The organism is Streptomyces sp. NPDC006643 (genome assembly GCF_042870175.1).
GTDB lineage: Bacteria > Actinomycetota > Actinomycetes > Streptomycetales > Streptomycetaceae > Streptomyces.
The window spans coordinates 246,040-265,805 of record NZ_JBIAHA010000008.1; the positions used below are offsets into that span (position 1 = coordinate 246,040).

The 19,766-nt window shown below is 73.4% G+C and carries 20 protein-coding genes and 1 pseudogene; 6 read left to right on the forward strand and 15 right to left on the reverse strand.

Annotated elements, in window-relative coordinates:
- The first annotated feature begins 45 nt into the window (after window positions 1-45).
- From ACFYNU_RS13740 to ACFYNU_RS13760, 5 genes are read left to right on the forward strand one after another with little or no spacing between them, the layout of a single operon-like run.
- The gene (locus tag ACFYNU_RS13740; RefSeq protein ID WP_356585824.1) at window positions 46-1,212 is read left to right on the forward strand and encodes an ADP-ribosylglycohydrolase family protein; all 1,167 of its coding nucleotides are present in this window, start codon (window positions 46-48) and stop codon (window positions 1,210-1,212) included.
- Window positions 1,209-2,951 carry an ADP-ribosylglycohydrolase family protein gene (locus tag ACFYNU_RS13745; RefSeq protein WP_356585822.1) on the forward strand — a complete coding sequence of 581 codons (1,743 nt, stop codon included), beginning with the start codon at window positions 1,209-1,211 and terminating at the stop codon, window positions 2,949-2,951. The genes ACFYNU_RS13740 and ACFYNU_RS13745 overlap by 4 nt, the downstream gene beginning before the upstream one ends.
- Window positions 2,948-3,838, forward strand: a complete 891-nt coding sequence (gene rbsK / locus ACFYNU_RS13750) for a ribokinase (RefSeq protein WP_356585820.1) — start codon at window positions 2,948-2,950, stop codon at window positions 3,836-3,838. Before ACFYNU_RS13745 ends, rbsK begins: the two co-directional genes overlap by 4 nt.
- Window positions 3,835-5,136 carry a CoA transferase gene (locus ACFYNU_RS13755; protein WP_356585818.1) on the forward strand — a complete coding sequence of 434 codons (1,302 nt, stop codon included), beginning with the start codon at window positions 3,835-3,837 and terminating at the stop codon, window positions 5,134-5,136. The genes rbsK and ACFYNU_RS13755 overlap by 4 nt, the downstream gene beginning before the upstream one ends.
- Window positions 5,133-5,966, forward strand: coding sequence for a CoA ester lyase (locus ACFYNU_RS13760; protein ID WP_356585816.1), 834 nt, complete (start codon window positions 5,133-5,135; stop codon window positions 5,964-5,966). Before ACFYNU_RS13755 ends, ACFYNU_RS13760 begins: the two co-directional genes overlap by 4 nt.
- Before the next feature lie 111 nt (window positions 5,967-6,077).
- Here ACFYNU_RS13760 and lgt read toward each other — a convergent pair whose 3' ends face one another.
- From lgt to hisI, 11 genes and pseudogenes are all read right to left on the reverse strand, one after another.
- Window positions 6,078-7,076: a prolipoprotein diacylglyceryl transferase gene (gene lgt, locus ACFYNU_RS13765; RefSeq protein ID WP_356585814.1), complete on the reverse strand. Its 999-nt coding sequence runs from the start codon at window positions 7,074-7,076 to the stop codon at window positions 6,078-6,080.
- 133 nt (window positions 7,077-7,209) lie between these two features.
- Complete coding sequence (locus tag ACFYNU_RS13770; RefSeq protein WP_356585812.1) at window positions 7,210-8,055, reverse strand: thioredoxin domain-containing protein; 846 nt, start codon at window positions 8,053-8,055, stop codon at window positions 7,210-7,212.
- Between the two features lie 75 nt (window positions 8,056-8,130).
- Window positions 8,131-8,943: a tryptophan synthase subunit alpha gene (trpA, locus tag ACFYNU_RS13775; protein WP_356585810.1), complete on the reverse strand. Its 813-nt coding sequence runs from the start codon at window positions 8,941-8,943 to the stop codon at window positions 8,131-8,133.
- Entirely contained in the window at window positions 8,940-10,205 is a 1,266-nt protein-coding gene (gene trpB / locus ACFYNU_RS13780) for a tryptophan synthase subunit beta (RefSeq protein ID WP_356585808.1), read from the reverse strand. The genes trpA and trpB overlap by 4 nt, the downstream gene beginning before the upstream one ends.
- A 196-nt stretch (window positions 10,206-10,401) precedes the next feature.
- Window positions 10,402-10,620 carry a tryptophan biosynthesis modulator TrpM gene (trpM, locus tag ACFYNU_RS13785; protein ID WP_356585806.1) on the reverse strand — a complete coding sequence of 73 codons (219 nt, stop codon included), beginning with the start codon at window positions 10,618-10,620 and terminating at the stop codon, window positions 10,402-10,404.
- Between the two features lie 9 nt (window positions 10,621-10,629).
- Window positions 10,630-11,439, reverse strand: coding sequence for an indole-3-glycerol phosphate synthase TrpC (gene trpC / locus ACFYNU_RS13790; RefSeq protein WP_356585804.1), 810 nt, complete (start codon window positions 11,437-11,439; stop codon window positions 10,630-10,632).
- Between the two features lie 125 nt (window positions 11,440-11,564).
- Window positions 11,565-12,002 carry a DUF2752 domain-containing protein gene (locus ACFYNU_RS13795; protein WP_356586174.1) on the reverse strand — a complete coding sequence of 146 codons (438 nt, stop codon included), beginning with the start codon at window positions 12,000-12,002 and terminating at the stop codon, window positions 11,565-11,567.
- A gap of 257 nt (window positions 12,003-12,259) precedes the next feature.
- A pseudogene (locus ACFYNU_RS13800) lies at window positions 12,260-12,496 on the reverse strand (HGxxPAAW family protein); the annotation flags it as partial.
- A gap of 134 nt (window positions 12,497-12,630) precedes the next feature.
- On the reverse strand, window positions 12,631-13,314 hold the full coding sequence (locus ACFYNU_RS13805) for a TIGR02234 family membrane protein (RefSeq protein WP_356585802.1): 684 nt from the start codon (window positions 13,312-13,314) through the stop codon (window positions 12,631-12,633).
- 6 nt (window positions 13,315-13,320) lie between these two features.
- The gene (locus ACFYNU_RS13810; protein WP_356585800.1) at window positions 13,321-14,844 is read right to left on the reverse strand and encodes an anthranilate synthase component I; all 1,524 of its coding nucleotides are present in this window, start codon (window positions 14,842-14,844) and stop codon (window positions 13,321-13,323) included.
- An 11-nt stretch (window positions 14,845-14,855) separates the two neighbouring features.
- Window positions 14,856-15,257 carry a phosphoribosyl-AMP cyclohydrolase gene (gene hisI, locus ACFYNU_RS13815; RefSeq protein ID WP_356585798.1) on the reverse strand — a complete coding sequence of 134 codons (402 nt, stop codon included), beginning with the start codon at window positions 15,255-15,257 and terminating at the stop codon, window positions 14,856-14,858.
- 84 nt (window positions 15,258-15,341) lie between these two features.
- On the opposite strand from hisI, the gene ACFYNU_RS13820 reads away from it, so the two are divergent.
- Window positions 15,342-15,974, forward strand: coding sequence for a TIGR03085 family metal-binding protein (locus ACFYNU_RS13820; protein ID WP_356585796.1), 633 nt, complete (start codon window positions 15,342-15,344; stop codon window positions 15,972-15,974).
- Between the two features lie 15 nt (window positions 15,975-15,989).
- On the opposite strand, the gene ACFYNU_RS13825 is transcribed toward ACFYNU_RS13820, so the two are convergent.
- The 4 genes from ACFYNU_RS13825 to ACFYNU_RS13840 form a co-directional block, all read right to left on the reverse strand.
- Window positions 15,990-17,351: an MFS transporter gene (locus ACFYNU_RS13825; RefSeq protein WP_356585794.1), complete on the reverse strand. Its 1,362-nt coding sequence runs from the start codon at window positions 17,349-17,351 to the stop codon at window positions 15,990-15,992.
- Between the two features lie 18 nt (window positions 17,352-17,369).
- On the reverse strand, window positions 17,370-17,564 hold the full coding sequence (locus tag ACFYNU_RS13830; protein ID WP_356585792.1) for a hypothetical protein: 195 nt from the start codon (window positions 17,562-17,564) through the stop codon (window positions 17,370-17,372).
- 103 nt (window positions 17,565-17,667) lie between these two features.
- Window positions 17,668-18,255 (reverse strand): helix-turn-helix domain-containing protein, encoded by a 588-nt coding sequence (locus ACFYNU_RS13835; protein WP_356585790.1) that lies wholly within the window; start codon window positions 18,253-18,255, stop codon window positions 17,668-17,670.
- A 117-nt stretch (window positions 18,256-18,372) separates the two neighbouring features.
- The gene (locus ACFYNU_RS13840; RefSeq protein ID WP_356585788.1) at window positions 18,373-19,704 is read right to left on the reverse strand and encodes a helix-turn-helix domain-containing protein; all 1,332 of its coding nucleotides are present in this window, start codon (window positions 19,702-19,704) and stop codon (window positions 18,373-18,375) included.
- Window positions 19,705-19,766: the final 62 nt, after the last annotated feature.

Here is a 19,766-nt window from a genome sequence, read left to right on the forward strand (position 1 = left end):
GCGAGCTTCACCCCACCAGGACCTACCCGGGTGGACAATTCCGGCATGACGCCACCCACACCATCCGCCATGCCCTCGCTCGATGACCGGATCACCGGCAGCCTCGTCGGCGCGGCCGTCGGCGACGCGCTCGGCGGTCCCGTCGAGGGCTACACCCCCGAGCAGATCGTGGACCGGCACGGCGGCCGGGTCTCCGGCATCGTCGGCCCGTGGAACGAGGACTGGCGTACGGCGCGGCCCATCGCCCCGTACCACAAGGGCGACGGCCACGTCACCGACGACACCTTGCTGACGCACGCGCTGGTCCGGGTGTACGACACGGTCCGCGACCACCTCGACGCGTACGCCGTCGCCGATCATCTCGTCCCCGACCTGATCTCCACGCCGCGCTGGATCCCGGAGTTGGAGGCGGAGGCGCTGCCGCTCCAGCGGATCTTCCTCGCCGAGAAGTGGCTGGTCGCCCGCATCCACTACGGGCACGTCGACCCCCGCGAGGCGGGCACCGGGAACATCGTCAACTGCGGCGCTGCGATGTACATGGCGCCGGTCGGCCTCGTCAACGCGGCGAATCCGGCGGCGGCTTACGCGGAGGCCGTCGATGTCGCAGGCGCGCACCAGTCCTCGTACGGCAGGGAGGCGGCCGGGGTCCTCGCGGCGGCGGTCGCTGCGGCGTGCGTGCCGGGGGCGACGCCGACGAGCGTCGTCGAGGCGTGCCTGGCGCTGGCCAAGGACGGGACGCGCGCCGCGATCGAGGCGGTGTGCGAAGTGGCGGTCGGCTACCAGGACTTCGAGCCCGCGCTGCGTCCGCTGCGGGAGGCCGTCGCGCCGTTCGACACGGTGGGCCCCGACTATCGCGCCCCGTCCCTCGGCGCGCGCCGGCCCTCGCGGCTGCACTCCATCGAGGAACTGCCCGTCGCGCTGGGCATGTTGCTCGTCGGGGACGGCGACTACCGGCGTACGGTGCTCGGTTCGGTCAACTACGGCCGCGACTGCGACTCGATCGCCACCATGAGCGGGGCGGTCGCCGGTGCGCTGTCCGGTGAGGCGACGATCCCGCCGGACTGGTCGAAACACGTGTCGGAGGCGAGCCGCCTCGACCTGCACGGCCCGGGGCGGACGCTGACGGAGGTGGCGTACGAGGTCCACGACCGCGACTCGGCGCGCCGGCGCGCCCACGAATCGGCGTTCGGTGCGCTGACGGGGGCGCGATGACGGAGCAGTTGTTGCGGATGACGTGGGTCCAGCCGGAGGACCTGCTGGGTCACGAACTCCGCCAGGCGTCGGAGGACGGCCGCGACGCGTCGGCTCCGGCGACCACCTGGCGCACCTCGGGCGGCCCGCCGTCCCCACCCCGCGCGGGCGCGTCCACCCCACCGGCGCCCCCCGAACTACGCGCCCTGGCTGTCCGCCTGCTGGACGAACTGGCGCTGCTGCCATCGCCGTTGGCGGCGAACGAACCGACGGACCTCCCGGAGATCGTGCACGCGTGCGCCGCCAACTGGCCAACGCGGGATCCCGCCTCCCCGCCCTCGAATCCGTCCCCCGACGCCACCCCGACGAGTGCGAGCACCCGCCGGGGGCCCGGGGGCCCGCCGGAACCACCCACCACCCCGCCGGGGTTCGAGGGTTCGCCCTCGTCTCCCCCAGCAACCGCGCCACCCGCCCCGACAGACGGCGCCTCCCCCTGGGGGCAGGGGGCACAGCCCCCGACACCCCCCGCCCCACCGGGCGCGACCACCCACCGGGGGCCCGGGGGCCTGCCCCCGGTTTCGGGAAGGGGCGGGATCGGGGAACAAGTCGCGCCGCCCACGCCCCGCTCCGACGCGACCACCCCTCGGGGGCCCGGGGGCCCGCCCCCGGTTTCGGGAAGGGGCGGGATCGGGGGAAGCCTCGGCGTCCGGCAGTTGCACGCCGCCTGGCTCGGCCGCGCCGCCGGCTGCCTCCTCGGCAAGCCCGTCGAGAAGCTCGAACTCGACGCCATCCGCGCCCTCGCCCGCGCCACCGGCAACTGGCCCCTCACCACCTGGTTCACCGCCAGGGGCCTCCCCCCGGACCTCGCCGCCGCGCACCCCTGGAACCGCCGCTCCGCCGCCAACTCGCTCGCCGAGAACATCGACGGCATGCCCGAGGACGACGACCTCAACTACCCCCTCCTCAATGTGCTGTTGATCCAGCGGTACGGCCGCGGCTTCCGCACCGCCGACGTCGCCCGGCTCTGGCTCGACCAGCTGCCCGCCGGGCGTACGTTCACCGCCGAGCGGGTCGCGTACCGCAATCTGCTGTCGGGGATCGAGCCGCCGGACACCGCCCGGCACCACAACCCGTTCCGGGAGTGGATCGGCGCGGCGATCCGCGCCGACGTCCACGGGTGGGCGCACCCCGGCGACCCCGCGTCGGCCGCCGCCCAGGCGTACCGGGACGCGGCGCTGACGCACACCGCCAACGGCGTGTACAGCGCGATGTTCGTCGCGGCCACCATCGCCGCGGCGGGCGGCGGCGCGAGCGACGGTACGGACGTGCACGCCGCCCTCCGGCAGGGCCTCGCCGTCGTACCCCCGCGCTCGCGCCTCGCGAGGGCCGTGCGCGACGCCATCGAGACCGCCCGCGCACACCACAGTTTCGAGACCGTCGTCGACCGGCTGCACGCCGCCCACGGTCACTACCACTGGGTCCACGCCGTCCCCAACGCCGCGCTCCTCGCCGCCGCCCTCACCCACGCCGACGGCGACTTCGCCGGCTCCATCTGCCGCGCCGTGTCCGGCGGTTGGGACACCGACTCGAACGGCGCGACCGCCGGTTCCGTCGCCGGTCTGCTCGCCGGGCACCCGGACCGGCTGCCCGAGCGGTGGACGGCTCCGCTGAAGAACCGGCTCGCCACGTCCGTCGTCGGATTCGACGGCATCGGTTTCGACGAACTCGCCCGACTCACCCAGGAGGCTCTCCGCCCATGACCGGCATCGTGGTGCTCGGCAGCACCAACATGGACCTCGTCGCGTACGTCGCACGGGCCCCGAAGCACGGCGAGACCGTCACGGGGCGTGAGTTCCGTACGGTCCCCGGTGGCAAGGGCGCCAACCAGGCCGTGGCCGCCGCCCGCGCCGGTGGTGATGTGGCGATGATCGGCGCGGTCGGCGCCGACGATTTCGGCGTACGGCTGCGGCACACGCTCACCTCGTCCGGCGTGGACACCGATCTCCTCCACACCGCCGAGGGCCCCTCCGGCACGGCGCACATCGTCGTGGACGACGAGGGCGGCAACGCGATCGTCGTCGTCCCCGGCGCGAACGGCACCCTCACCGCGCTCGGCCCCGGCGAGGAGACCCTGATCTCTACCGCCGGTTCCCTTCTCCTCCAGCTCGAACTCCCGCTGAGCGCCGTGCTCGACGGCGCGCGGGCGGCGCGGCGGCACGGCGTACGGACCATCCTCACCCCCGCCCCGGTCCAGCCGCTGCCGCCCGAACTCCTCGCCGCCACCGACCTGTTGGTGCCCAACGAGCACGAGGCCGCGGCGCTCGCGGGCGTCGCCGACCCGTACGCGGCGGCCGAGGTGCTGCTCCGTCAGGTTCCCGAGGTGGTGATCACCCTGGGCGCGGCGGGCTGTCTGTACGCGGCGCACGGCGCCGAGCCCGTGACCGTCCCCGCGCCGAAGGTCACCGCCGTGGACACGACGGGCGCCGGTGACACGTTCGTCGGCGCGCTGTCCGTGGCGATCGGCGAGGGCCGTCCGATGGCCGAGGCGACGCGCTGGGCGTCGGCCGCCGCCGCGCTCTGCGTGCAGCGCCACGGGGCGTCCACCTCCATGCCGTACCGCTCCGAGATCGACGAGGCCGCCTCATGACCCCTGACCTGCCCCGCACCGCCCCGAACACCACCGCCCCGAACGCCACCGAACCGAATTCCACCGAACCGAATTCCACCGAACCGAATTCCACCGACCCCACCGCCGCTCCCCCACCCCTGCACGGCCTGCGCGTCCTCGATCTCGCCACCCTCTTCGCCGGGCCTCTCGCCGCCACGATGCTCGGCGACTTCGGCGCCGAGGTCATCAAGGTCGAGCACCCCACCCGTCCCGACCCGTCGCGCGGGCACGGGCCCGCGAAGGACGGCGTCGGCCTCTGGTGGAAGATCCTGGGCCGCAACAAGCGCACCATCACGCTCGACCTCGCCACCCCGCCCGGCCGTGACCTCCTTCTGCGGCTGGCGGCCGACGCGGACGTGGTCGTCGAGAACTTCCGTCCGGGCACGCTGGAGAGATGGGGGCTGGGCTGGGCTGAACTCTCCGCCGTCAACCCCCGGTTGGTCCTCGCGCGGGTCACCGGCTTCGGGCAGTTCGGCCCGTACTCGCACCGCCCCGGATTCGGCACGCTCGCCGAGGCGATGAGCGGCTTCGCCGCGATGACCGGCGAACCCGAGGGGCCGCCGACGCTTCCGCCGTTCGGGCTGGCCGACTCGATCGCCGCGCTGGCCACCGCGTACGCCGTGATGACCGCGCTGAACGGCCGGGCGACGACGGGCCGGGGCCAGGTGGTCGATCTGGCGATCATCGAGCCGATCCTGACGGTGCTGGGGCCGCAGCCGCTCTGGTACGACCAGCTCGGCTACGTACAGCCCCGTACCGGCAACCGCTCCCGCAACAACGCGCCCCGCAACACCTACCGCACCGCCTGCGGTTCCTGGGTCGCCGTCTCCACCTCCGCCCAGTCGATCGCCGAGCGGGTGATGCGGCTGGTGGGCCGGGAGGAGCTGGTGGCCGAGCCGTGGTTCGCCACCGGCAGCGGGCGGGCGGAGCACGCCGACGTGCTGGACGAGGCGGTCGGGGCCTGGATCGCGCGGCACTCGCGCGAGGACGCGATGGCCGCGTTCGAGAAGGCGGAGGCGGCCATCGCGCCCGTCTACGACATCCGCGACGTCATGGCCGACCCGCAGTACCGGGCGCTGGACAGCGTCGTCGAGGTCCCGGACCCGGAGCTGGGCCCGATCCGTATGCAGAACGTGCTCTTCCGGCTCTCCGAGACCCCCGGCTCCATCCGCTGGGCGGGCCGCCCGCACGGGGCGGACACGGACGCGGTCCTCACCGAGACGCTGGGCCTGTCGGCGCCGGAGATCGCCGCCCTCCGTACGGAGGGCGCGCTGTGACGGGCGGACCGGCGCGCGAACCGGGGCACGCCCCGCTCACCTGGCTGTACGTGCCCGGCGACCGGCCCGACGTCGTACAGAAGGCGCTCGCCTCGGGCGCGGACGCGGTGATCGTCGACCTGGAGGACGCGGTGGCCGCCGACCGCCGGGAGTACGCCCGCGCCGCGACGGCCGAACTGCTGGCATCTCCCGGATCCACGCCCGTGCATGTCCGTATCGCCGGCGAGGACGACATCCCCGCCCTGGCCGGGCTCCCGGGACTGGCCGGGCTACGGCTGCCGAAGGTCGGCCGCGCGTCGGACGTCCACCGGGTGGCCGCCGGCGCTCCGGGCGTCCCGCTGTACGCGCTGCTCGAATCAGCCCTCGCCGTCGAGAACGCCCACGCCATCGGTACGTCCCATCCCGCCGTGCGCGGTATCGCGCTCGGCGAGGCGGACCTCCGCGCCGATCTGGGCGTACGCGGCGACGCCGGGCTCGACTGGTCGCGCAGCCGCGTCGTGGTGGCGGCGCGGGCCGCCGGGCTGCCGGCGCCCGTCCAGTCCGTCTTCCCGGACGTACGGGACCTGGGGGGGCTGGCCGCCTCGTGCGCGCACGGCCGCTCGCTCGGCTTCTTCGGGCGGTCGGCGATCCATCCGCGTCAGCTGCCGGTGATCGAGCGCGCGTATCTGCCCACGGAGCGGGAGGTGGAGTCGGCCGCCGAGATCGTCGAGGCGGCTGCCGGGGACGCGGGGGCGCTGGCGCTGCCGGACGGGCGGTTCGTGGACGCGGCGATCGTGGCGGCGGCGCACCGCACGCTCTTCCTGGCCGCGCGCGGCCTCGCGAGCCGCTGAGCCGGGCGCCGAGCCGGGCACACGTACGCGAACCGGGTACGCGAAAGGGCCGCCGGACCCCTGAGGAGGTCCGGCGGCCCTTTCGTGGCGCGGTGTACGCGGTGCGCGCGGTCAGACGTTCTTGGCCGCCGCGGTGTCGGGACTGCCCCCGGCACCGGCGTCGGCCCCGGCATCGACGCTGTCGTCGCCGTCGCCCGGCTTCTTGATCTCGACCTTGTCGGCGGCGTCCTTGTCCTGCGCGTCGCCGTCCTTGCCGCCCTCGCCGTCCTTGGGTGTGCCGCTCTTGGTCAGCGTCTCCCGGTCCGGCTCGACGATCTCCTCGCGCCCCGGCCTGATCCGCGCCGAGACCACCATGTAGACGACCGCCAGCACGAAGACGATGATCGCGGTCCACACGTTGAGACGCAGCCCCAGCACGTGGTGCGCCTCGTCGACGCGCATGTACTCGATCCAGGCCCGGCCCGCGCAGTACGCGGCGACGTACAGCGCGAACGCCCGTCCGTGGCCGAGCTTGAAGCGGCGGTCGGCCCAGACGACGAGCAGCGCGACACCGACGCACCACAGCGACTCGTAGAGGAACGTCGGGTGGTACGTGCCCGCCTCGCGGTTGACGCCCTCGCTGATCTTGACGGCCCACGGCAGGTCGGTGGCCTTGCCGTACAGCTCCTGGTTGAACCAGTTGCCCCAGCGGCCGATGGCCTGGGCGAGCACGATCGCGGGTGCGATGGCGTCGGCGTACGCGGGCAGCGGGATGCCCCGGCGGCGGCAGCCGATCCACGCGCCGACGGCACCGAAGGCGATGGCGCCCCAGATCCCGAGGCCGCCCTCCCAGATCTTGAAGGCGTCGACCCAGTTCTTACCGTCGCTGAAGTACAGCTGGTAGTCCGTGATCACGTGGTAGAGCCGCCCGCCGACAAGGCCGAAGGGCACGGCCCAGACGGAGATGTCCGCCACGGTGCCGGCTTTGCCGCCGCGGGCGATCCAGCGCTTGTTGCCGTACCAGACGGCGACGAAGACACCGAGAATGATGCAGAACGCATAGCCGCGCAGCGGGAGTGGTCCGAGGTGGATCACGCCGCTCGACGGACTGGGGATATAGGCAAGGTCCATGGCGGTTCCGACGCTACCGTGCCGGGCGGGGCCTACGGCAACCCGCCCGGCAACGTATGGATAACGAGCCCGCGCGAAAAGGGGCGCGCGCGGGGGCTGGATTCAGCGGGGTTCAGGGGGATTCAGGATCGAATCAGGAGGGGGACGCGCCGCCGGTGGGCGGTGTCGCCGGTGCGGTGCCGGGCTGCTTGCCCTTGTTGGCTTCCATCACCCACCTCTTGAAGTTGGCGGGACTGATGTCCTCGCCGCCCTTCTTGGGGAAGACGGACTCGCCGTTGAGCAGGACGGTCGGCGTGCCGCTGAAGCCGCCGTTCTGGAACGCTGTGTTCGAATTCACCACCCATTTGTCGTGCTTGCCGTCCTCGACGCACTGCTTGAAGCCGGGGGCCGACTCCAGGCCGTCGACCTTGCCCGCCAGCTCCAGCAGCTTGGCGTTGTCGGCGAAGGCGTCGTCCGGCTCCGGCGGCTGATTCTGGAAGAGCGTGTCGTGGTACGGCGCGAACTTGCCCACGTCCTGGGCGCACGCCGCCGCGTTGGCCGCGCGCAGCGAGCCGGTGCCGCCCATGTTGCCGTCGATGATCGTGGCGAGGTGGTAGTCGACCTTGAGCTGGCCCGCGCTCTCCAGCTCCTTGATCGTGTCCCGGAACGCGTTCTCGAACTGGGCGCAGGCCGGGCAGCGGAAGTCCTCCCACACGGTGAGGGTCGACGGCGCGTCCGCCCTGCCCACCGGGATCGACAGCTCGTCCTTGCCCTGGGCGCCCGACGGCGCGAGCACGGGGCCCGCCGCGCCGCTGTCGCCCTTGTCCTTGTTCGCGTTGGTGGCGACGAGTCCGATCGCCGCCGCCACGCCCAGCACGCCCACCACCGCCGCCGAGACGATCAGGGTGCGCTTGCGCCGCTCTCGCCTCTTCTCCTGCTCACGCTGCTCCTGGAGCCGCTCTCGGGCGCTCCTCTTTGCCTCACGGTTCTTCTCGCTCACGCCTCAGCAACGAACCGGGGAGGCGCGTACGCACCTCCCCGGTCCCAGGTCCACCCGTACGAGCTACCCCACCCGTCAGCGCTTGCGAACGCCTTCGGCCAGGTCGGCGGCGAGCCCGCGGACCGCCGCCAGCCCCGCCTCGCGGTCGGGGGCGTCCAGCATCAGCTTGACGAAGGCCGAGCCGACGATGACCCCGTCGGCGAACGCGGCGACCTCGGCCGCCTGCGCCGCGTCGGACACCCCGAGCCCGACGCACACCGGCAGCTCGGTGGTGGCGCGGGTCCGCCGCACCAGGTCCTGGGCCTGCGCGCCCACGGACTGGCGGGTGCCGGTGACGCCCATCAGGGACGCGGCGTAGACGAATCCGGAGCCCACGGCGGTGATCTTCGCGAGGCGGTCGTCCTTGCTGCTCGGCGCGACGACGAAGACGGTGGCCAGACCGTGCTTCTCGGCGTGCTGCCGCCATACGTCGGACTCCTGCACGGGCAGGTCGGGCAGGATGCACCCGGCGCCGCCCGCCTCCGCCAGCTCGGCGGTGAACCGCTCGACGCCGTACCGGTCGATCGGATTCCAGTACGTCATGACCAGCACCGGCTTTCCGGTGGCCTCGTGCGCCTCGCGGACCGTGCGCATCACGTCCGCGATCTTCACGCCGCCCTTGAGGGCGATGTCGTCGGCGGTCTGGATGACGGGCCCGTCGAGTACCGGGTCGCTGTGCGGCAGCCCGACCTCGACGATGTCGGCGCCGCCGTCGAAGACGGCCTTCACGGCGTCGATGCCACCGTCGACCGTCGGGAATCCGGCGGGCAGATAGGCGATGAGCGCGGCGCGCCCCTCGCTCCTCGCGGCGGCGAGGGTGTCGCTCAACAGCTGGATGTTCCCGCTCACTTGGCGCTCTCCCCGTCGTACAGCCCGAAGTAGCGGGCGGCGGTGTCCATGTCCTTGTCGCCGCGCCCGGAGAGGTTGACGACGATCAGACCGTCCTCCCCCAGCTCGCGGCCGACCTCCAGCGCACCGGCGAGCGCGTGGGCACTCTCGATGGCCGGGATGATGCCCTCGGTGCGGGACAGCAGCAGCAGCGCCTGCATGGCGTCGTCGTCGGTCACCGCGCGGTACTCGCCGCGCCCGCTGTCCTTCAGATACGCGTGCTCGGGGCCGATGCCCGGGTAGTCGAGTCCGGCGGAGATCGAGTACGGCTCGGTGATCTGGCCCTCCTCGTCCTGGAGGACGTAGGACCGCGAACCGTGCAGGATGCCGGGCTCGCCCGCGCTCAGCGTCGCGGCGTGCTCGCCGCTCGCGATGCCGTGACCTGCGGGCTCGCAGCCCACCAGCCGTACGGCGGCGTCGGCGAGGAACGCGTGGAAGAGGCCGATCGCGTTGGACCCGCCTCCTACACAGGCGACGGCCGCGTCGGGCAGCCGGCCCGTCCGCTCCAGGATCTGCCGCCGTGCCTCGACACCGATGACGCGGTGGAAGTCGCGCACCATGGCGGGGAAGGGGTGCGGTCCGGCGACGGTGCCGAAGAGGTAGTGCGTACGGTCCACGTTGGCGACCCAGTCGCGGAACGCCTCGTTGATGGCGTCCTTCAGGGTACGGCTGCCGGATTTCACCGGCACGACCTCGGCGCCGAGCATCCGCATACGGGCGACGTTGAGCGCCTGGCGCTCGGTGTCGATCTCGCCCATGTAGATGGTGCATTCGAGGCCGAACAGCGCGCAGGCGGTCGCGGTGGCGACGCCGTGCTGTCCGGCGCCGGTCTCGGCGATGACGCGGGTCTTGCCCATGCGCTTGGTGAGCAGCGCCTGGCCGAGCACGTTGTTGATCTTGTGGGATCCGGTGTGGTTCAGGTCCTCCCTCTTCAGGAAGACGCGGGCGCCGCCGGCCTCGGCGGCGAACCGCGGCACCTCGGTCAGCGCGCTGGGGCGGCCGGTGTAGTTGACCATGAGGTCGTTCAGCTCGGCGGTGAAGGCGGGGTCGCCCTTGGCCTTCTCGTACTCGACCGCGACCTCGTCGACGGCGGCGACGAGCGCCTCGGGGATGAACTTGCCGCCGAAGTCGCCGAAGTAGCCCTCGGCGTTGGGGCTGAGGCCCACGGGGTCGGGGATGAAGAACCCGGAGGAAACGGAGGAACCAGAAGAATCGGATGTCACGGATGATCTCCTCGTGAAGCAACGGGTGGATGCACCGTATGCGCCATGAGCGAGGCCGCCCCGCACCCGGCGTGGGCCGGGGAGGGCGTGGGTCTTCCGGACCGGACGTGTGTCGCCGTGGCCAGGAGCCGTACGTGGCCGACAGCCGCACGTGGCTGAGGGACTACGTGGCTGCGTGGCGGGGAGCCATGCGTGGCTACGGGACGATCGTGGTCGGAAGGGCCTCGCCGGAGCGCGGCCCGCGCCATCGCATCCCGTTGACCTGACCTGGTTCGTCACCGATCACGTACCGCACCCGACGTCCGTGCACCCGCCGGGCCGGCGCCCGGCAGCCGCGCGGCCTGCACCCGCGCGCCAGCGGCGCGTGGGGCGCGCGCACGGCGGCCAGGCTTCCGGAGTGGGCGAGGAGAGGCATCGGGGAAGGTCAGCTCCGCCCGTGCCGCAGCGCCGGGTGGGCGCCCGCGGCGACCAGGTCGGCCACCGCCGACTTCGGGTCGCGCCCGGTGACCAGGGACTCGCCGACGAGCACCGAGTCGGCGCCCGCGTTGGCGTACGCGATGAGGTCGTGCGGTCCGCGCACACCGGACTCGGCGATCTTGACGATGCCGTCCGGGATCTCGGGTGCGAGCCGCTCGAACGTGCCCCGGTCGACCTTCAGCGTCTTCAGGTCACGCGCGTTGACGCCGATGATCCGCGCCCCGGCGTCGACCGCGCGCTCCACCTCGTCCTCGTCGTGCACCTCGACGATCGGGGTGAGTCCGATGGACTCGGCGCGCTCGATGAGCGAGACGAGCGCGGGCTGCTCCAGGGCGGCGACGATCAGCAGGGCGAGGTCGGCACCGTACGCGCGCGCCTCCCACAGCTGGTACGCCGTGACGATGAAGTCCTTGCGCAGCACGGGGATGTCGACCTTGGCCCGGACGGCTTCGAGGTCGGCGAGCGAGCCGCCGAAGCGGCGCTGCTCGGTCAGTACGGAGATGACGGCCGCGCCGCCCGCCTCGTAGTCGGCGGCCAGTCCGGCGGGGTCCGCGATGGCGGCCAGCGCGCCCTTGGAGGGGCTGGAGCGCTTGACCTCGCAGATCACCGTGACGCCCTCGCCGCGCAGTGCGGCGACGCCGTCCTTGGCCGGCCGCGCCTTGCCCGCGCGCTCCTTGAGCTCGTCGAGGCTGACGCGCGCCTGCCGCTCCGCGAGGTCGGCGCGTACGCCTTCGATGATCTCGTCGAGCACACTCACGCGAGCGGCCCCCTTCCGGGAACGGTGTCGGATTCAGCCATGGATCAGGATCAGCCATGTCGATGGTATCCGCAGGAGGGCCCAGCGCCCGCATCCTTCGGTCGAGCCGCCTGCCACCTGGGACTTCACGGAGCGAGCGAGGAGCCGAACGGCAGGTTCCGCACCACGGTGAAAGCCAGGAGGACCGCGCCGAGGGCCCATCCCGAGAAGGGTGGCACCGAGACCTGGATCCGTGTTCCCCGAGCGACGCGAATCAGCCATACGAGCCAGACCACGGCGAAGACGCCGTACCCGACGACGGCGAGCGCGTTGGCACCGAAAGCGTTGGCGAGGTCACCGTGCGCGACGGCGTGCGCGCTGCGCAGTCCGCCGCAGCCGGGGCAGTAGAGGCCGGTCATGCTGAGCAGCGGGCAGACGGGGTAGTGGCCGCTCTCGTTGGGGTCGACCAGGCCGACGTAGGTGAAGGCGGCGACGACACCGGCGAGCGTGCCGAGCGGCGCGAGGAGCCGCCGGGCACGGGTCGCCGGGGCGGGTGCCGGGGGCGGCGCGGCGGGTACAGGCATGGCGTCCACCGGGTGATTGTCTCCCCTGGGGGCGCGAAAGCGCAGCCCGGTCCCGTACGCGCGCCGTCGCCGGGGAGGTCCGTCCGCCCCGGCACGCGTCGAGGCGCGGCCGTCATGACGGCCGCGCCTCGACGCGTGGTGCGGTTCTTCGGTTACGCGGTCTGGCTCGCCGGCTCGGGCTTCGCCTGGACCGACGGCTGCGGCTGACCGGCGGAGTGCTCCTCGGCGCGCCCGTCGCCCTCGACCCGGTTCAGGGCCGCCAGCCCGGCCTCGACGCGGGCCTGCTTCGCCGCGTCGGACTCCTTGACCCCGCCGAGGCCCGCGGCCCGCATGCCGAGGCCGACGAGACCGCCGATGGGGATGATCGCCAGGCCGGCGACGACGCCCAGGGGGTCGGCCGCCACCATGAAGACGCCTGCGACGCAGAAGCCGATGATGGAGATGGTGACACCGGTCCAGGCGGCCGGGGTGTGTCCGTGGTTGCTGCCGGCCATGAATTCGCTCCTCGTTCGCTGATGTGCTGCTGTGGCGCTGGGGGGTCGAGCGCCGGGTGAGTCGCGCGCTCAAGAATCATTGTCCCGCACCGGTCCGCGTTCCCCCGCCAGGGGGTCATGACCTCCGTCACGTACTAACGGGTCGGATCCTCGCCCCGGTCCAGCGCCTTCCAGATGTCCTCGGGGCGGTCCGGATCCACGGCGGGCGCGGCGGATTTGGCGGGCCTCGTGGCGGGCTTCCGGGCACGGGGCGAGCGGGGGGTGCCGTCGCGTTCGTAGCGGCCCGACATGGTCGGCCAGTGCGCCCCGTACCGCAGGGCCAGCAGCCCGGCGAGCAGGATCAGCAGGCCGCCGGCCGCCGTCACGTAGGGCCAGGCGGTGTGGGTGAGGGCGCCGATCGTCGCGGCGGTGTCGCCCGTCGTCCGCGCGGCCTTGTCGTCGAGCGCCGCGCTGTCGCTCGCGCCGATGAACGCGGCGACGGCCGCCCCCGCGCCGCTGAGGGCGAGCAGCGCGGAGACCAGCAGCCGGCCGGCCGTGCGTACGGCGAAGACGGCGACGAGGGCGGCGAGGCCGACGACGGCGAGCGCGGCCGGGACGCCGGTGACGTCACGGCCTCCGGCGTCGAGCGACACGCTGCCGCCCGCCACCACGGCGCTGCCCTCGGCCCAGGTCTGGCCGGAAGCGATCAGCACCACGGCGGAGCCGGCGGCGCCGAGGAGGAGTGCGGTGCCGAGACTTCGGCCGGCGCGCCTTCTCGTGGCGTCCGCCGCGGTCTCGGCGCGGGGCTGGGGAATGGGTACGGCAGTCACCCGACCCACTATCCCCTACCGGCCTCGCTCCGCCTCCGACGGGCTGCCCGAGGACGCTCCCAGCCGGTTCGCGGTGTGCACCGCGCGCAGCACCGCCGCCGCCTTGTTGCGGCACTCCGTGTCCTCGGCGACGGGGTCGGAGTCGGCGACGACGCCCGCGCCCGCCTGGACGTACGCGGTGCCGTCGCGGAGCAGGGCCGTACGGATCGCGATGGCGGTGTCGGAGTCGCCGGCGAAGTCGAGGTAGCCGACGCAGCCTCCGTACAGACCGCGTCGTGAGGGCTCCAGTTCGTCGATGATCTGGAGGGCGCGCGGCTTCGGGGCGCCGGAGAGCGTGCCGGCGGGGAAGCAGGCGGTCAGGACGTCGAAGGCGGTACGGCCTTCGGCGACGCGGCCGGTGACGGTCGAGACGATGTGCATGACGTGCGAGTAGCGCTCGACGGACATGAAGTCGACGACCTCGACACTGCCGGGTTCGCAGACGCGCCCGAGGTCGTTGCGGCCGAGGTCGACCAGCATCAGGTGCTCGGCGCGCTCCTTGGGGTCGGCGAGCAGTTCGTCGGCGAGCGCCTGGTCGTCCTGCGGGGTCTCGCCGCGCGGGCGGGTGCCCGCGATGGGGTGGACCATCGCGTGGCCGTCCTCGACCTTCACCAGGGCCTCGGGGCTGGAGCCGACGACGTCGAAGCCGTCGAAGCGGAAGAGGTACATGTACGGGCTCGGGTTGGTGGCCCGCAGCACCCGGTAGACGTCGAGCGCGCTCGCCTCGCAGGGGGTCTCGAAGCGCTGCGAGGGGACGACCTGGAAGGCCTCGCCCGCCCTGATGCGCTCCTTGATGTCCTCGACGGCCTTCTGGTAGGCGACGCCGCCCCACAGCGCGGTGTACGGGGGCAGTTCGGACGGCGGCAGGGCGGTGGGCGCGCCGTCCACGGGGCGTGCCAGGTCGCGCTCCATGGCGTCGAGCCGGCCGACGGCGTCCGCGTACGCCTCGTCGACGCCCGTGTCGAGGTCGTTGTGGTTGATCGCGTTGGCGATGAGCAGGACGGTGCCGGAGCGGTGGTCCAGGACGGCGAGGTCCGAGGTGAGGAGCATCGTCAGCTCGGGCAGGCCCAGATCGTCGCGCGCGTGGTCGCCGATCTTCTTCTCCAGCCGGCGGACGACGTCGAAGCCGAGATAGCCGACCATGCCGCCGGTGAAGGGCGGCATGTCCCCCTCGTGGTCGTGCGGCGTGTGCAGGGTCTCGACGGTGGCGCGCAGGGCGGCGAGCGGATCCCCGTCGAGGGGGACGCCGACGGGTGGGGTGCCGAGCCAGTGGGTGTGCCCGTCGCGCTCGGTGAGGGTGGCCGCGGACCGTACGCCGATGAAGGAGTAACGCGACCAGGAGCGGCCGTTCTCGGCGGATTCCAGGAGGAAGGTGCCCGTGCGTTCGGCGGCGAGCTTGCGGTAGAGGCCGACCGGGGTGTCGCCGTCCGCGAGGAGTCTGCGGGCGACCGGGATGACACGGCGGTCGACCGCCAGTTTGCGGAAGGTGTCGAGATCCATGGCAGTTGAGCCTAGTCGGCGGCGGGCCCCGGGGAGGGTGTCTTCGGCAGGATCACATCGGCGTCGAAGCAGGTCCGGTCGCCGGTGTGGCAGGCGGCGCCCACCTGGTCGACCTTGACGAGGACCGTGTCGGCGTCGCAGTCGAGCGCGACGGACCTGACGTGCTGGACATGGCCGGAGGTGTCGCCCTTGACCCAGTACTCACGGCGGCTGCGGGACCAATAGGTGGCACGTCCGGTGGTGAGGGTGCGGTGCAGGGCCTCGTCGTCCATCCAGCCGAGCATCAGCACCTCGCCGGTGTCGTACTGCTGGGCGACGGCCGGAACGAGCCCGTCCGCCCCGCGCTTGAGGCGGGCGGCGATGGCGGGGTCGAGGCCGCTGGTGGGGCCTGGGCCCTCGGTCGCGCTGGTCATGGGCCCATTGTGCCGCGCCCGGGGCGGCACGGGCGGCGGGCGTCCACTGGGCGGACGGCGCGCGGCAGTCGTACGCTGGCAGGTATGTCGACCCATGCGAAGCGTGAACGACTTCTGCTCGCCGACCTGTTGGAGTCGGCGGGACCCGATGCCCCGACGTTGTGCGACGGCTGGACCGCCCGCGATCTGGCGGCGCACGTGGTGGTGCGCGAGCGCCGCCCGGACGCGGCGGGCGGGCAGGTCATCGGCCCGCTCAGGAACCGGCTGGAGCGGGTGCGGGGCGAGTATGTGGCGAAGCCGTACGAGGAGCTGATCCAGCTCATCCGTACGGGCCCGCCGCGAATGTCGCCCTTCGGGATCAAACAGCTCGACGAGGCGGCGAACACCGTCGAGTTCTACGTCCACGCCGAGGACGTACGGCGGGCCCAGCCCGACTGGTCGCCCCGCGAACTGGACAAGGTCTTCTCGAACGCCCTGTGGGCGCGGCTGGAGAAGGGCGCCCGGATGATGGGCCGCAGGTCGCCGGTCGGTCTGGTGCTGCGGCGTCCGGACGGGCAGACGGCGGTGGCGCACCGGGGCTCCCCCGTGGTGACGGTGACCGGCGAGCCGGGCGAGCTGCTGCTCTACGTCTTCGGGCGGCAGGACGCGGCGCGGGTGGAAGTGGAAGGCGAGAAGGAGGCCGTCGACAAGGTCCAGCGGGCGAAGCTCGGGATGTAGGGCCGCCCCGTTCGGTCAGCCGGTCCGGCCGCCGGGCAGTTCGGCGCGGCGCAGACCGGCGAAGGCCAGGCCCAGCGCGCCGCCCGCCGCACAGACGGCGGCGCTGACGGTGAAGACCGGACCGGTGCCCCAGAGGCCGACGGCGGCGCCGGTCACCGGGTAGCTCAGCGGTGCGACACCGAGGGTGAAGAGGGTGGCCACGGATGTCACCCGCCCGAGGTACGCGGGCTCGGTGACCGTCTGGGTGAGCGCCCCGCACAGTCCCCCGCCGAGCCCGGCGAGCAGCCCGACGAAGAGGCCCGTCACGGCGGCGAGGGCGACGGTCGGTACGAAGGCGAGGGCGCCGATCGCGAGGGCGCCGGCGACGACGGACAGGCACAGGACGAGGCCCGCGCGCGGGAGGTGTCCGCGTACCGCCAGCAGCAGGGAGGCGGCGCCGGCGCCAGCGCCGAAGGCGGCGACGATCCAGCCCATGCCGCCGGCGCCCCAGCCCCGGTCCTGGGCGAGCAGGACGAGCCCGATGTTGAGCGGGCCGACGAAGCCCAGCTCGCTGAGGGCGATGACGAGCATCAGCGGTCCGAGGACGCGGTGGCGGCGGATGTGGCGCAGGCCGTCGGTGAGTTCGTGGCGGACGCCGGTTCTCGCGCCGCCTTCCACGGAGGCGCTCTCGGAAGCGGAAGCAGAAGCGGAGGCGGAGGCGGAGGCGGAGGCGGAGGCGGAGGCGGAGGCGGAGGCGGAGGCGGAGGCGGTGTCGCCGCCGGGCAGCGGCGCGATCCTTACGGAGACGAGCAGCACCAGCGACACGGCGAAGAGCGCGCCCGCGACGGCGAACGCCGCCGCCGAGCCGCCGAATGCGACCAGCAGCCCGCCGAGCGGCGCCCCGGTCACATTGGCCACGCGCGCCGCGAGACCGCGCAGCCCCTGGACCCGGGCGAGCTGCCCGGGGGCGGTGATCCGTGGCGGCAGGGCGCCGACGGCGGGCAGGAACAGGGCGTCCACGACGCCGAAAACCAGGGCCACGGCTATCAGCAGCGGCAGGCCGGGCGCGGTGAGGGCCAGGACGGCGGCGACGGCGAGGATCACCACGCAGCGCGCGGCGTCGCTGCCGATGACCACGCGGCGCGGGCCCCATCGGTCGGCGAGGACTCCCCCGCCGAGCATCAACAGGGCCCGTGGGACGGCGCCGACGGCGAGCACGAGGCCGGTCTGGGTGGGGCTGCCGGAGCGGGCGGCGGCCCAGGCCAGCGCCATGTAGTACACGCTGTCGCCGACCATCGAGAGGGTGAAGGCGGCGAGCCAGCGCAGGACGTTGGTGTCGCGGTGGGCGGGCCGCTCGGGTGCGGACACGGTCTCCCGCGGTACGACCGTCTCGCTCATGCGCACGTGCTCCTTCCGTCAGGCGATCCGCGCGACGTGCACGGGCCGGTGCCGTACGAGGTGCAGACCCACCTCGACCAGGAACCAGCCCAGCCGGCGGCGCAGCCCGCCGGGGGCCGGGGCCGCGCCCCGGGACAGCCGGAACTCGGCCGCCTCCGTACGGAGTTCGGCGGCGCGCAGGGCGTGCAGCTGGAGGTGTACGTCGGTGTGCATGGCGTGGGCTCCTTCCGTGAGTGGGACTGGCACGTCGGTGCGGCGCGCACCGCGAGGCGGGGGCCCGCCCGGCAGGCGGACGACGCTGCTTTCCGAACCCGCCCTAGTGACGGAACGGGAAGCCGTAGATGTGCAGCGCGACGTTCTCGCGCCCCTCGGTGTCTCCGGCGTCCTGTTCGGCCCGCGCGGCGTCGGTGTGCCGTTTGATCAGTTCGTGCATCTCCTTGCTGAGCGCGACCAGTTCCTCTGGCGTGAACGGCCCGAGGAACTCGCTGCTGAACGCCGCCGTGCGCCACTCCGGCGCCCAGGCCGACTGACTGTCCAGATGGGCGCGGTACATCTCCGCGCGCTGTTCGAACGACATCCGGCCGATGGCGGCGTGCGTGGCAGCCTTCTCGGGCGCGTCGCGGAAGTCCTCGTCCCGGAAGGTGAGCCCTTCGGACGCGGTCCGCCACCAGCGCTCCCGGCCGTCCTGGCCGCGCTGGGGCGCCTCTTCGATCAGCCCGTGGTCGGCGAGCTTGCGCAGGTGGTAGCTGACGAGCGAGACGGCCTCGTCCACCTGCTCGGCGAGCTGGGAGGCGGTGGCCGTACGGGAGACGAAGAGCGCGCGGTAGAGCTTCATCCGCAACGGGTGACCGAACGCCTTCAGGGTGTCCAGGTCGTCGACTCTGCGAGGTTCCTTGGCTGCCATACCCCCACCGTAGATACAAAAGGAAAGTTGCGCAATATTTGTTGCGCAAATAATCCTGCGGATTCCGGCGGGCGGGCGCGGGGCCGGGGCCGGAGCCGGGGCCGGAGCCCGGGGCGGTCAGATGTCGAGCAGCCGCCCGGCCGCGAGCGCGAGGGAGATCTCGACCACGTCGGCGGGCCGCGCCAGCGAGCGGCCGGTCAACTGCTCGAAACGGCGCAGCCGGTTGAGGACGGTGTTGCGGTGGCAGTAGAGCCGGGTTCCGGCGCGCTGCGCCGAACCGTCCGCCTCCAGCCAGGTCCTGACCGTGTCCACCAGCAGGTCGCGGTCGGCCGGGGCGAGCCCGTCCAGCGGACCGAGCACCCGCCCGGCGAGGGCCGCGCCCAGCCGGGTGGAGGAGACGACCAGCGCGGCCGGCAGATGCTCGTCCAGCAGGACGACGCCGCCCTCGCGAGGGCAGGCGCGCAGCGCGGTCTCGGCGAGCCCGCGCGCCTCGCCGAGGGCGGCGAGCCCGGTCACGGCGGAGCCGATCCCGACGCGTGCGCCGGCGGGCGCGGTCAACTCGGAGGCGAGCGCCGTGAGTTCACGGTCGGTGCCGCGGGCGCCCTCGTCCGCGTACTCGTTCGCCAGCAGGACGACCACGTGCTCGACGCCCTGGACGACCTGCCGCAGCGCGCGTGTCCCCGGCGGCACACCCACCACGTCCGCCCCGCCCCCGGCACCCGCGGCAATCGCCGCCACGACGACGTACCGGCCTTCCTCGGGCAGTCCCAGCATCGTCGCGGCGTCGGGGATGTCGGCGATGCGCGCCGTGCCGTCGAGCAGGGCGGCGACCGTCAGCCGCTGGTGGTTGCGGCGGCGCCAGGCGAGCCGGCGCTCCGTGGCCCGGTACGCGTCGGCGACGAGGCCGCAGTGTTCGTCCACGAAGCTCCAGACGTCGGCGGCGACGTGCACGAGCAGCCGGATGTCCTCGGGACGGCGCCGGGTGGTCTCGTCCACCAGGCCCTGCCAGACCATCGCACCGCCGAGCCGGAAGGCGTGCAGCAACGCGTCCAGCGGCAGGCCCTGTTCGGCCCGGCACTCGCCGATCCGCCACGACAGGCGGCAGGCGGCCTCGCGCGACTCCCGGGGCCTGAGCAGGGAGCCCACGCTCAGCCGCAGCGAGCGGTTCACCTCGTGCCAGATCTCGGCGGCGTCGGCCTCGATCGCCTCCCGGTAGGCGGGCTCCTTGTCGCGCAGCGCGGTGACCAGACGGTGTGTCAGCCCGGCGATGTCGTCCATGAGCGCCTGCGCGGCGCGGTGCAGCACGGCGACGGCCTCGGCGTCCGCCGCTGAACGGGGCCGCCGGTGCGCGGCCCCGGACGCCCCGTGGTGCACGGCCGGAGAGGTGACCGCGGACATGACGGGAGACGCGTGACGCGCCCGGACCCGCGAACGGATGACATACGTCATGGCGGCCTCCACCGGGAGTCGGTTCGCTCCGGCGCGGGGGGGTGCGGCCCGCCCCGTGCCGG